The organism is Niallia sp. FSL W8-0635 (genome assembly GCF_038007965.1).
Taxonomy (GTDB): Bacteria; Bacillota; Bacilli; order Bacillales; family Cytobacillaceae; genus Niallia.
This window is the reverse complement of sequence record NZ_JBBOYD010000001.1, coordinates 4,104,041-4,117,098: the sequence shown is the minus strand read 5'-3', so window position 1 is coordinate 4,117,098 and position 13,058 is coordinate 4,104,041. Positions and strand designations below refer to the sequence as shown.

At 38.6% G+C, this 13,058-nt stretch carries 12 protein-coding genes and 1 riboswitch; of the genes, 9 read left to right on the top strand and 3 right to left on the bottom strand.

The genetic code is table 11. The features are described 5' to 3' along the window. Positions 1-80: 80 nt before the first annotated feature. The 5 genes from NYE52_RS19640 (at position 81) to NYE52_RS19620 (ending at position 4,802) form a co-directional block, all read left to right on the top strand. Positions 81-1,316, top strand: coding sequence for a Zn-dependent hydrolase (locus NYE52_RS19640; RefSeq protein WP_341194613.1), 1,236 nt, complete (start codon positions 81-83; stop codon positions 1,314-1,316). 100 nt (positions 1,317-1,416) lie between these two features. After that, positions 1,417-2,202, top strand: a complete 786-nt coding sequence (locus NYE52_RS19635) for a dihydroorotate dehydrogenase electron transfer subunit (protein ID WP_341194612.1) — start codon at positions 1,417-1,419, stop codon at positions 2,200-2,202. Further along, positions 2,199-3,116, top strand: a complete 918-nt coding sequence (locus tag NYE52_RS19630; protein WP_341194611.1) for a dihydroorotate dehydrogenase — start codon at positions 2,199-2,201, stop codon at positions 3,114-3,116. The genes NYE52_RS19635 and NYE52_RS19630 overlap by 4 nt, the downstream gene beginning before the upstream one ends. 38 nt (positions 3,117-3,154) lie before the next feature. Next, the gene (locus NYE52_RS19625; RefSeq protein WP_341194610.1) at positions 3,155-4,552 is read left to right on the top strand and encodes a dihydroorotase; all 1,398 of its coding nucleotides are present in this window, start codon (positions 3,155-3,157) and stop codon (positions 4,550-4,552) included. 61 nt (positions 4,553-4,613) lie between these two features. Further along, entirely contained in the window at positions 4,614-4,802 is a 189-nt protein-coding gene (locus NYE52_RS19620) for a hypothetical protein (RefSeq protein ID WP_341194609.1), read from the top strand. Positions 4,803-4,850: 48 nt separating this feature from the next. On the opposite strand, the gene NYE52_RS19615 is transcribed toward NYE52_RS19620, so the two are convergent. After that, the gene (locus NYE52_RS19615; protein WP_341194608.1) at positions 4,851-5,321 is read right to left on the bottom strand and encodes a tRNA (cytidine(34)-2'-O)-methyltransferase; all 471 of its coding nucleotides are present in this window, start codon (positions 5,319-5,321) and stop codon (positions 4,851-4,853) included. A gap of 690 nt (positions 5,322-6,011) precedes the next feature. On the opposite strand from NYE52_RS19615, the gene NYE52_RS19610 reads away from it, so the two are divergent. Continuing rightward, positions 6,012-7,496 (top strand): aldehyde dehydrogenase family protein, encoded by a 1,485-nt coding sequence (locus NYE52_RS19610; protein ID WP_341194607.1) that lies wholly within the window; start codon positions 6,012-6,014, stop codon positions 7,494-7,496. Positions 7,497-7,546: 50 nt separating this feature from the next. Here the strand turns inward: NYE52_RS19610 and NYE52_RS19605 are convergent, their stop codons facing one another. After that, positions 7,547-8,089 carry a phosphoribosyltransferase family protein gene (locus NYE52_RS19605; protein ID WP_341194606.1) on the bottom strand — a complete coding sequence of 181 codons (543 nt, stop codon included), beginning with the start codon at positions 8,087-8,089 and terminating at the stop codon, positions 7,547-7,549. Between the two features lie 22 nt (positions 8,090-8,111). Next, on the bottom strand, positions 8,112-9,185 hold the full coding sequence (locus NYE52_RS19600; RefSeq protein ID WP_341194605.1) for an NCS2 family permease: 1,074 nt from the start codon (positions 9,183-9,185) through the stop codon (positions 8,112-8,114). A gap of 78 nt (positions 9,186-9,263) precedes the next feature. Beyond that, positions 9,264-9,365: riboswitch (purine riboswitch) on the bottom strand. A 271-nt stretch (positions 9,366-9,636) separates the two neighbouring features. Here NYE52_RS19600 and NYE52_RS19595 point away from each other — a divergent pair. The 3 genes from NYE52_RS19595 to NYE52_RS19585 all read left to right on the top strand — a co-directional run bounded on the left by NYE52_RS19595 (position 9,637) and on the right by NYE52_RS19585 (position 12,989). Beyond that, on the top strand, positions 9,637-10,104 hold the full coding sequence (locus NYE52_RS19595) for an Lrp/AsnC family transcriptional regulator (protein WP_341194604.1): 468 nt from the start codon (positions 9,637-9,639) through the stop codon (positions 10,102-10,104). A 262-nt stretch (positions 10,105-10,366) separates the two neighbouring features. Next, positions 10,367-11,428 carry a M42 family metallopeptidase gene (locus tag NYE52_RS19590; protein WP_341194603.1) on the top strand — a complete coding sequence of 354 codons (1,062 nt, stop codon included), beginning with the start codon at positions 10,367-10,369 and terminating at the stop codon, positions 11,426-11,428. Positions 11,429-11,444: 16 nt separating this feature from the next. Next, the gene (locus NYE52_RS19585) at positions 11,445-12,989 is read left to right on the top strand and encodes a glutathione ABC transporter substrate-binding protein (protein WP_341194602.1); all 1,545 of its coding nucleotides are present in this window, start codon (positions 11,445-11,447) and stop codon (positions 12,987-12,989) included. Positions 12,990-13,058 lie beyond the last annotated feature (69 nt).

The following is a 13,058-nucleotide window of genomic DNA, read 5'->3' as shown; positions in this document are numbered from 1 at the left end:
AGGAACATGATAAGGAATAGATAGGATTATCATGGCATGAGTAGTTTTTCTCCATAACCCACCGTTAAGGAGATAGAAGGATGGATCGAAAAAGAAGATATGAAGAACTTTTAAATAATATGAATCAATATAATTCAGGAACGGAAGGAATCACAAGGGTTGCTTTTACGAATGAGGAACAGGCATGTAGTCATGCATTTATGCGATTGTGCAAAAATGAAGGCCTAGAAATTAGGATGGATTACTGCGGAAATATTATTGCCAAAAGAGAAGGAAAGAACAAGGAATTCCCTCCAGTAGTAATAGGGTCCCATCTAGATACTGTTTATCAAGGTGGTAAATATGATGGCGCAGTAGGAGTGACAGCAGGATTAGAAGTGATAAAACGACTAAATGAACAAAGAATCGAAACCGAACATCCCATTGAAATTATTTCCTTTGCTTGTGAGGAATCCTCGAGGTTCGGTGTGTCTACTGTTGGAAGTAAGGCGATGGCAGGAACACTGCAAAAAGAGAAGTATCAGCATCTAAAGGATAAGGATGGAATCACCTTTGAAAAAGCTCTTTCTCTTTGTGCGTTACGATTTGATCAATTGGGTTTAGCAAGTAGAGCGCAAGAACGCTTTAAGGCTTTCTTTGAATTGCATATTGAACAAGGCCCCATTCTCATGAATAATGACAAGAAAATTGGCATTGTAACAGGGATTGCCGCACCTGTCCGATTAATTATCGAAATAAAAGGAGCAGCCTCTCATTCTGGTACCACCCCAATGAATATGCGTAAGGATGCCCTCCTTGGAGCAAGTGAACTAGCTCTTGCTTTAGAAGAAGCGGCTAAAAGGGAACAGCATAATGGAACCGTTGCAACGATTGGCGTGCTTTCCATTCCAATGGGAGCAATGAACGTTGTTCCAGGAATGGTAGAAATGAAAGTAGATATACGCTCCACTTCTGTTACATCAAGAAATAAGGTACTCGATGCTCTTTATAAAAGGATGGAAAGGATAAAGGAAGTAAGAGGGTTGGAGATTAGAGCACAGGAGATTAGTAAGGAAGATCCTGTTCAGTTATCAGAGGAGCTTTCTCTAAAGGTAGAAAGAATTTGTCTAGAAAAAGAGCTTCCCTATCAATGGATGCAAAGTGGGGCAGGGCATGACGCCATGAATATGACTTCATTAGGTCCCGTAGGCTTAATCTTTATCCCTTCCTTTAACGGAATTAGTCATCATCCAGATGAGCATACCGATTTAGAAGATATATTGAAAGGAATCGATGTATTAGAGGCAGCTGTTCTGGAGCAGGCGATAGGCGTATAACCGGATTGATGTTCTTTCTAAAAAAGAGGAATCGCTCTAAGGTTCTCGTACGGAGATTATGATAGCGAAGTGCAGCGAGACAGAGGGGAGAGAGAAAAGAATGGCAGTGAAGACGGAAATTATATTTAATAGGCAAGTAAGCAAGCGATATTTTCATCTAAAAGTAAAAGTCCCAGATAAACAGCTTTTCCCCGTTCAAGCAGGACAATTTTTTCATATCAAATGCAGTGATGACCAAAAGCCTTTGCTTCGCAGACCGTTCAGCATTTTTCGAATAAATGAAGAGGAAGGTACATTAGAGTTTCTTTATCTAGTGAAAGGCATAGGGACAAAGGCGTTAGCACTGCGAAGACCAAAGGAAAAGCTGGATATATTAGGACCATTAGGGACGAGTTTTACCATGAAAGAAGAAAGTCGAAATATTCTTGTTGTTGCAAGAGGCGTAGGGATTGCTACTCTTTCAGCTCTTGCGTTTAAAGCGAAAGGTGAGAATGTTTCTTGTTTTGCGATTATAAGTGCAAGATCACAAGAGGATTACTTAGTGGAAGCAGAGTTAAAGATAGCTGGTGTAGAGGCGTTTTTTGTGAATGACGAGGATGGAACAAGTAATCCTCAGTGCGTACGACTTTTAGCAGAAACACTTATTAAAGAAAAGAAGATAGATGGAATTTATACATGTGGTTCACGAAGATTATCAGTATTAATGAAGCAATTAGCCTGTCAGTATGAACTATTTGCTGAAATTGCAGTGGAAGAAAATATGGGATGCGGGATTGGTTCCTGCTATGGATGTGTGTGTAATGTGGAAGAGGAGGAACGCGTTCGTCCTGTACGGATTTGCATGGAAGGTCCTGTCTTACCCTTAAAAAAGGTGGTTTTTGCATGAGTGGGTTGGAAGTAACGTTAGGTAAGCTTCATTTAAAAAATCCAATTATGCCTGCTTCGGGAACATTTGCTGAACAGATGACGAACTATATAGATGTCAATCAGCTTGGTGCGATTATTCCTAAAAGTATTACGAAGCATCGTCGAACAGGGAATCCAACTCCGCGCATATGTGAAACGAAGGCAGGTGGCATGATTAATTCGATTGGGATTCAAAGTGAAGGGTTAACGTATTTTAAGGAAAAGACGATCCCCTTTTATGCTTCCTTTTCTACACCGTTTATTCCTAGTGTTTCAGCAGATAGTATCGAGGAATTTACCGAGGTTTGTGAAGAACTTGGGGAAATGGATGAGGTGGATGCCATCGAATTAAATATTTCCTGCCCAAATTTGAAAAATAATGGGGTAGCTTTTGGGATGGATCCATCTGTATCGTACGAATTAGTTAATCGTGTGCGAAAGGTGATAAAGAAGCCGATTATTCCGAAGCTATCACCCAATGTAACTAGTATTGCAGAAATTGCTCGAGCATGTGAAGCAGCCGGCGCAGATATTTTAACGGTTTCTAATACTTTTATAGCGATGTCTATTGATGTTCACACACGAAAGCCGAAGATTAGCAATGTCATGGGAGGATATTCAGGGCCAGCTATTTTACCACTTGTCGTGCGATTGGTTTACCAAGTACATCAAGCTAGTTCCCTCCCGATTATAGGATGCGGGGGCGTAATGACTGGTGAGGATGCAGTGGAGTTAATGTTAGCAGGTGCTTCTGCTGTGCAAATTGGAACAGCTTCCTTTGTTGATCCAGAAGCCATGATCACAATACGTGAAGAGATAGAAGAATATATGAAGCTGCATGGAATAAAGGATATCCAAGAGATAATTGGTGGAGTAATGGTTCATAAACCTTAGGGTGCTTTTTGCTGATATAAATAAAAGGAGTGGAGAAAATGTTGTGGGATCATGTTATTAAAAACGGCTATTTATATACGGGGAATGGGTTTGAAAAAGGGCATCTCTATATAAAAGATGGAAAGATTGCGGCCATCTCAAATGAAGAGTTAGAGGGAGAAGCTTTGGAAGTAACGGATGGAGAAGGATTGTATGTGTGTCCAGGCTTTATTGATACACATATTCATTCAAGAGATCCAGGTCCCACTTATAAAGAAGATTTTTATTACAGTACCCAAGCAGCAGCTGCAGGAGGAATAACCACTGTTTTTGAAATGCCGAACACAAATCCTCCTATTAATAATGTCGGGAATTTCGAGAAGCAAAAGGAAAATCTCACATCTAAAGCACATGTTGACTTCGGGATATGGGGGATTTGTTTAGGAGATGTCAATCGAAAGGATATTCTTCCCCTTCATCATGCGGGTGTTATTGGGTTTAAGTTTTTCTGGGGATATGCGATTAATAAGGAGACCTTCCAGCTAATGTATAACTATAAGGATGGGGAAGAAGGAGTCATTCCGCCACTCTCAGATGGAGAGGTATATAGTATTTTTCAAGAGGTGCAAAAAACAGGGCAAATTCTTGCTATTCATGCTGAAAATAATCAAATTATTCAAAGGTTAACAGAAGAAGTAGAGGCTTCTGGCAAAAGAGATTATGAAGCACTTCTGGAAGGGCGTCCGAACTTAGCAGAGGAAATGACGATTCAATCTGGTATTGCGCTTGCAAAAAATCTTGGAACGAGACTGCATATCCTTCATGTAAGCACAGGAGAAGGAGTTAAACTAGTAAGACAAGCACAAACGGATGGATTTTCGAATATTACATCAGAAACTTGTCCGCATTATCTCTTTTTATCCAATGAGGATTATGATAGAGTAGGCCCGCAAATGAAAGTATATCCTCCTGTTAAGTATAAAAAGGATCAAGAGGAGCTTTGGCGAGGGATTAAGGACGGAACAGTGTCCGTTGTCTGTTCAGACCATGCTCCCCATACGGAAGAAGAAAAAGACGGAAGTCTCTGGGACATACCTGCTGGAATGTGCGGAGTAGAAACACTTGCCCCATTGTTGTTAAATGCAGTTAGCGAAGGGAAAATTTCTTTGGTAGATGTATGTAAGCTACTCTCTGAAAATCCAGCCAAGCAATATGGAATTTATTCGCAAAAAGGATCCTTAAAGATAGGAACAGATGCTGATATTACGATAGTGGATATAAATAAAAAACATACAATTAGAAGAGAACAGCTTCATAGTAAAAGTAAAGTGACAGCTTACGACCAAACACCTATTACAGGAATGCCTGTGGCGACAATCGTTCGAGGCATAAAAGTGATGGATAATGGGGAGATCATTAGCCAGCCAATTGGTAGAATTGTCACACCGCGGAAATAAGCAGATTTTGGTTAATAGTAGATAAAAAGACGTTGTCAAAATGTAGGAGGAGAGAGGATAAATGAATAAACAAGACAAATTAGATTCATTTGTAAAACTATATCATTTAATTAACTTTTACTATGAAAATCGTGACCAGCCAGTAGTAGATAAAGAATTTGATTTCTTTGAAGAAGTGAAAACCAATTGCGATACATTAGAAATTGATTATGAATCCTTTATTCAAGAGCTTCGCCTGCAACGATTGTAAGAGGAGACGGCACTGCAAATAAAAAAATCTTCCACCTAGGAAGATTTTTTATTTTAAATTAGGATAACCCTGCTGTCTCAATGCTTCAAACACCAATATAGCAGCTGTGTTGGAAAGGTTTAGGGAACGAATATGTTGGGTCATTGGGATTCGTAAAAAATGATCTCTATGTGTTTCTAGTAAATCTTTTGGTAATCCCGTTGTTTCTTTTCCAAATATAAAGTAATAATCCTTTGATTTATCTTGGAAATCATGAGATGTATAGGTTTCTTCAGCAAATGTTTCTATATAGTAGAACTCACCATCATTTTTGGCAAAGAAATCATCCAATGAGTCATAATAGTTTATGTTTACAGTCTCCCAGAAATCAAGACCCGCCTGTTTGATCATCTTTTCATCCGTTGAAAAGCCAAGTGGTCGAATTAAATGCAAAGCTGTATCAGTTCCTGCACAAGTACGTGCAATATTTGCAGTATTAGCCGGGATTTCTGGCTGATATAATACAACATGTATTGCCATGAATGTCACCTCTATCTTTCTTTTCCCCTACAAATTATAGCATAATTTCTTTGAGTTTCAGGTAGTCTCCGTAAATAAAGGAAGCAAAGGGACGGTTCTACTGCTTCCCTTAGCATTAAATGTGGTAAGAGAGAGGGAAGCGCAAGATCCGTCCCTCTGATGTCTTCTGAATTTCAAAAACGGTGAGATGAAGAAATTTTACATTTTACCAGTTCATTTAAAGAGGAAAGCAAGCATACTATCATCTAATTTAACTTGAAAATGTATTAAATAACCAATTGTAGAATAAAATGAAATTATCTCTTAAATTTCATAATCTATAGGAGGAGTGTAACTTATGATAGCATGCGAAAAGTGCCAAGAAAAATACCATCCCGATGATCTGAAATTTTGTCCCAATACAAGCTGTACATACGAATTTCTATGCCCGATTTGTTATGAGGAACACGTTTCTGAATGTTGACAGGGGGACGGTTCTACTGATTCCTTTTTAGTGATCTATGCATTGTAAATGAGGAAGCAGTAGAACCGTCCCTCTGCTGTCACATGCTGTTGTAATGTCAAATTCTCTCGAAATTTTTCGTTTTTTATTTGTTGTATCTCTATTTTCATAGTGTTAACATTGTTTTTGTAAGCGTTTTCTCGTAAGGTGCTAACCGTTAAATTATCTACTTTTTAAGGAGGAATTCGATGAACCAGCAGACTGTCGTTTTAAAAGAAAAGGTTGAAAAGTTCCTGAGTGGTAAGAAAAAGTTATTTATTAATGGTGAGTTTGTGGAGAGTAAATCGCAAAAAACGTTCGATAGTTATAATCCTGCAACTGGTGAGGTTTTAGCAAGTGTGTATGAAGCTGGTGCGGAAGATATTGATTTGGCGGTGAAAGCAGCGCGTAAAGCATTTGATGAGGGACCGTGGTCAAAAATGAGTGCAGCTGAGCGTAGTCGTCTTATGTACATACTGGCTGATTTAATGGAAGAGAATAGTGACGAACTGGCTCAATTAGAAACATTGGATAATGGAAAACCAATTCGTGAAACGACGAATGCGGATATTCCTTTGGCAATTGAGCATATGCGCTATTATGCAGGGTGGAGTACGAAGATTGTAGGACAGACAATCCCTGTTAGTGGCCCATACTTCAACTATACTCGTCATGAGGCGGTCGGTGTGGTTGGGCAAATAATTCCTTGGAATTTCCCACTTCTTATGGCGATGTGGAAGCTTGGAGCGGCACTGGCAACTGGATGTACGGTTGTGTTGAAGCCAGCTGAGCAAACACCATTATCTGCGCTTTATTTAGCAGAATTAATGCAGGAAGCAGGGTTCCCAGAGGGTGTTGTGAATATTGTTCCTGGATTTGGAGAAACAGCGGGGCAACCACTAGTTGACCATCCGTTAGTAGATAAAATTGCTTTTACAGGTTCAACAGAAGTTGGAAAAATGATTATGTCTAATGCTTCAAAAACACTGAAGAGAGTAACGTTGGAGCTTGGTGGAAAATCACCAAATATTATTCTTCCGGATGCGGATTTAACGAAAGCAATTCCAGGTGCACTGAATGGTGTTATGTTCAACCAAGGTCAGGTATGCTGTGCAGGTTCACGCGTATTCATTCAGAAGAAGCATTTTGATAATGTCGTTGCAGATATGGCTGCACAGGCTAAAAACATTAAACAAGGTGCAGGAATACATGCAGATACAGAAATTGGACCGCTTGTTTCTGCTGAACAGCAGCAGCGTGTTCTTAGATATATTGAGAGAGGGCTGAAGGAAGGGGCACAGTTAGTAGCAGGTGGCTTCAATCCACGTGAAGAAGGCTACTTCGTTTCTCCGACAGTATTCGCGGATGTTCGCGATGAAATGACTATTGCCAAGGAGGAAATCTTCGGACCAGTTATTTCTGCCATGCCATATGATGATTTAGATGAATTAATCAATCGAGCAAACAATAGTGAGTACGGATTAGCAGCAGGCGTATGGACGAGAGATATTGCAAACGCCCACTATATCGCCAGCAAACTACGAGCCGGAACCGTTTGGGTCAACTGCTATAACACATTCGACGCAGCCTCCCCATTCGGCGGCTACAAACAATCTGGAATCGGACGCGAAATGGGATCCTATGCTTTGAATAACTATACAGAAGTGAAGAGTGTTTGGGTTTCTATGCAATAAGGGAAAGGGTGGGGAGCAGTGAGGGCATTCTACTACTTCCCTCCCTTTTTTTAATTTCCCTTGAAAATAGGCAGCTTTTCTAAGTAGATGATGTCTTCTCGTTCTGCTGCAGCCCCCTCTGCTAGAATCGCAGCTTTTGCAACGACAATTCCACCTGCCTTGCTAACAAGTTCTTCTAGTACTCGCATCGATGCGCCTGTACTAATGACGTCATCAATTAGGGCAATCTGCTTTCCTTTAATTTTGGCTGCGTCTTTACCATCGAGACAGAGTAATTGTTCTTTTTGAGTGGTAATCGAAACTACTTTATTGATTAGTGGTTCATCCATATATGGTTTCACATTTTTTCGGGCAACGATGTATTCTGTCATCTCTAATTTTTTTGCCAATTCGTATACAAGAGGGATTCCTTTTGCCTCTGCTGTAACTAAATAGTCCACTTCTTTCAATTGTTCTGCTAGTAAAGGAGCAGAAGCAGCAACTATTTCTGTGTCTCCTAAGATTACAAAGCTTGCAATCATTAAATCTTGAGAAATAGGGATTATAGGTAATTCTCTTTTTACTCCTGCGACTTTTAGTGAATAAGTTTCCATTCTTTAAAATCCTCCTATTCTCTTAAACTCCAAAGATTCCTAATAAAAATTCCATTACAACCCCAGCTAATAATCCAAAAAACGGATCCGCGATAGCTGTTACAATTATCGTTACAGCAGCAACGATAGGAGAACCAGCTTCAGTGCCAGTTAATGCAGCAGTTGCGTTTCCTGGTAATGTCACAATTGCCCCTAATACGAAAAGAAAGCCAGCAATCGATGAACTAGGTACGTACTTTCCGATTTTTGGAAGGAGTTTAAAGAGTAAGATAGCTGCCATTATTGCCATTGTTAAAACGCCTGCCCAAACGGCATGTGGGGCAGAGGCAGTAGCTGAGATGATAACTTCGACAGGTCCCCCACCGAAGAGAGAAGAAGCCATATCTGCTAAACTACTAATGATTGTAAGGGTATCAATATTTACACTTTCTCCAGCGATTTCCCCATTGATTTTTCCAAAGGCAATATTTGCCCCAATATTTAAACAAACAAGTGCCAATGCTCCGCGAATAACTGAAGGATTCACTATGAATTTTTGTAGCTTAAATTTATCTTCTATTACGTTCTTGGTGAAAGATACAGATTCTTTTTTCGTGAAATGATAGACAATGCTAGAAAGGATGACAGAAAAAGTAATCGTATACACTAAATCCTTTGTAATAATATAGGTTAGTAAAGCACTAGCAAAAGAAGTTACCCCAATGATTCGATCATTTTTTGCCATATCCCATGCAACCTTTGCAAGCATGAAACCAACACCTGCCATCATTCCATTTGTAATAACAGGACCAATCCAGGCAACGATTTGCTCCATCAATCCAAAGATACTAATAATAACTAATAAAAGGGCACCAAAAAAGATTGAAGAAAGCCGTTCTCTCATATTTTTTCCCATTGTTCCTGCAACTGCGATTGTTTCCGCTTGAAAAGAAATAACTGCCACATTACTTGTTAAGCTATTCCCAACAGCACCCACTAGAAATGCTAATGCAGTTGGTACAGATGCGAATCCAAAGGAAAGTGCCAGTAATCCTTGTGGCAAACCATTTAATACAACACTGAATGCCGCAAGTATGTCTTTAAGTATATCTTCCATTTTCCTTCTCCTTTTCTATTTCCCGCTTGTTGCCTCCTATAGAAAAAAACCGTTCAGCAGAAAAAGAACGGTTTCTAGAAAAAGAAATTTTCCGTCCATAGTAGAGTGATTTACGGTCACTCTGTAGAGACTTCCAGACCATATTACCGGAATTATAAGGGGGGATTATCGTATAATGTCATCATTATAGCGTAGAATATTCGGATTTTGAATAAAAAATTTGGAAAATAAAAATAAATATGTTTCATGAAGAGGAAAATACTGATAAGTAAAGCTATTTTTTCATAGGGAAACAAGAAGGCCGATATTCATCATCGGGTACATAAATTAGGCACTAGTCTATTCTACTAGTAGGATAGATATATTTTACAAGATAAATGTAACGTGTTATAAGTAAATCAAACTATTATATTGTGGACAAAAGTTTGAATAGTTAGGGTTGGTGGATAGATTGGAAGGAATCGATGATATTGATTTAAAAATTATCTCTTTTTTACAAGAGGATGGAAGAATCACTTTTAAAGAAATCGCACAAAATATTGGAGTCGCAGAAAGAACGGTAAGATTAAGAGTTTCAAATTTAAGGGAAAGCGGAATTTTATCAATTGTCGGTGTGGTAAACCCAATAAAGGTTGGTTTAAAGCTAATAGCGGCAATTCAAATTGTAGTTGGTCAAAATGAACTGCAGGATTGTATCGATGATTTATACAAATTAAACGAAATACGCTTTATCTCTTTAACATCCGGGGAATATCAAATTTTAGCAGAAGCTTGTGTACGATCCCATGAAGAGCTAGGCGATTTCCTTGAAAAGAAATTAAATCGGGTTCGAGGAATTCAGCGAACGAATATCATTATGGAGTTGAAAATATTAAAAAATAATTTCAGCTTTGTTCGTAAGGATGAAATAGAAGAATAATGTTTAAAAGAGGGCTATTGCAATTGCAGTAGCTTTTTTATTTTGTAAAAAAAAGCAATTACGAGGGGGAATTAAGTTCGGAATCCGAAAATGTTAGTTATTTTAGAATTTACTAAATTTTTTAAAAATAATATTGCTATTAATTTACTTTTTATGTATAGTTTTTATTAATTAAGTTATTTATAGGTAAGGATTTATGTAAAACATTACTTATAAATTGATGTTTTATTGTATTTATTACTAATAAAGGAGGTTGTGTTTTGTGATTGGATTGCTGAAAGATCTATCATCTACTTTTGGTCCTTGTGGTTTTGAAGAAGAGGTTGCGATGTATATTGCGAAGCGATTGAAAGGGAAGGTAGATGAAATTGAGGTTGATGGTATTGGTAACTTGATTGTAAAGAAAAAGGGAACACAGCCTGGTCCAAAAATTGTCGTAGCAGCACATATGGATGAGGTGGGCTTTATTGTCAAAAAGATTGAAGAAAATGGACTTATTCGATTTGAAAAGCTCGGCGGTCATGATGACCGTATCCTACTATCTCAAAGAGTGCAGGTTCGAACATCTCAAGGTGTTCGAACGGGTGTAATTGGTACGATATCTGCCCATATGGTGAAATTTGATCAACCTGATAAAGTGAGAAAGCATCAACAATTGTACATCGATGTTGGCGCAGTATCGAAACAAGATGCACAAGCGCTGGGTGTAGAAATCGGCAATCCGATCGTGTGGTATCCTCATTTTGATTTATTAACAGATGACCGTGTATCTGGGAAAGCCTTTGATGATCGAGCGGGCTGTGCGGTTTTAATAAAGGCGCTTGAGGAACTGTCTAAAGAAGATTTTAAAGGAGAGATTATTGGTGCCTTTACCGTTCAAGAAGAGGTGGGATTAAGAGGAGCACGTGTAGTCAGCCATCAACACGCAGCGGATGTGGCCATTGCTTTAGATACAACTGCGGTCAGTGATACACCAGAGGAAATGATGGATAATACCCTTGCCCTTGGAAATGGAACTGGTATTAAGGTATTGGATTTTAGTTTAATTGCTAATCAAAAAGTTTGTAAGCATTTAATCGAAATTGCGAAAACCAATCAAATTACGTATCAGCTAGAAGTATTTCCTGGTATCGGAACAGATGCAGGAGAATTGACGATGGCAAATAACGGGATTCCAACTAGCACCTTGTCGATTCCTTCTCGATATGCTCATGCATCGATTGAAGTATTAGATTTGAGAGACTTAGAGGCTACGAAGGATTTACTTGTTGCTTTTATAAAAGAAATGAATCCGATAGATTCATATAAATTTACTATTTGTTAAGGGGGATAAGGATTCTATGAAACGTTTTATGATGAAGTCTACATTTATGTTAGTGATTTTTTGTTTGTTTATTTTGTCTGCGTGTAGTGGAGCATCAGAATCTGCTCAATCCGGAAAATCTAGTGGAAGTAATACACTTACCGTTGCTCAAAATGCAGATGCTATTACACTAGATCCACATAAAACTAATGACCATGCTTCTGCCAATCCAATGCAGCAGGTGTATAACACTTTAGTTGATTTAACTCCAGATATGGAGGTAGTTCCTTCTTTAGCTGAAAGCTGGGAGCAAGTAGATGATCTAACGTGGCAATTCAAGCTTCGCCAAGGAGTGAAATTTCATAACGGCGAAGAGCTAAAAGCATCAGATGTGAAATTTACCTATGATCGTTTACTAGATCCAAGTACTGCTTCTCCAGGAGCATTCTTATTAGAGCAAGTAAGTGAAATAAAGGTAGTCGATGATTATACAGTTGAAATTATTAGTAAAGAACCATTTGCTCCCCTTATTTATAATCTAACACATGTAGCAACTGGGATTTTAAATGAAAAGGCAGTTACAGAAGCTGGAGCACAATATGGACAAAATCCTGTTGGCACAGGTCCTTACAAATTTGTAAGCTGGAAAAAGGATTCAGAAATTGTTTTTGAAAAATATGATGATTATTTTGATGGAGCACCAAGTGTTGATAAATTAGTATTCCGTATTATCCCAGAAAGTTCGACAGCTGTGGCTGAATTAAAAACAGATGGTGTGGATATCATGATTGATCTCCCGTCACAGCATATTAGTCAGTTTGAAAACAGTGACACTGTCACAGTAGATAGGGTTCCTAGTTTTTCTGTAAAATATTTAAGCTTTAATATGCAAGAAAAACCATTTGATGATCCGAAGGTTAGACAAGCAATTAACTACGCTACAGATAAAGAAGCTATCGTAAAAGCTGCATACCAAGGTACAGCGGTACCAGCAACAAGTCCATTAGCACCTGGATTAAATGGTTATAACGATTCCTTAGAAGGATATCCATTTGATCCAGAAAAAGCAAAAGAGCTTCTTGCAGAAGCTGGCTACCCAGATGGATTCTCTTCCACTCTTTATATTAGTGATGCAGACATTGATACGAAATTAGGGACAATTCTTCAGTCACAGCTTAAGAAGGTTGGAATTAATCTGAGCCTCCAAGTAATGGAATGGGGAGCATTCTTAGATGAAACAGCAAAAGGTGTACCAATGTTTGTCTTAAGCTGGACAACAGTTACAGGTGATGCCGATAACGGAATGTATGCATTATTCCATTCCAAAAATGCAGGAGGTCCTGGTAACCGCAGCTTCTATAAGAGTGAAACGGTAGACCAATTATTAGATAACGGTCGTAAGGAAATTGATCCAGATAAACGTTTGACTTATTATCAGCAAGCTCAAGAAACGATTGTTAATGACGCAACTTGGGATTTTCTAGCTGTAAGTGAAAATATCGTTGGTGTAAATAAGCGAGTAAAAGGATTTGAAAATATGCCAACTGGAACCTATAAATTTGAGGGGATTTCACTTGAGTAGGCAGTAAATATTTATAAGAAGAATGCTATGTTCGTTGATTAATAGATGTCTTGTGGGTAGCGTTAACGA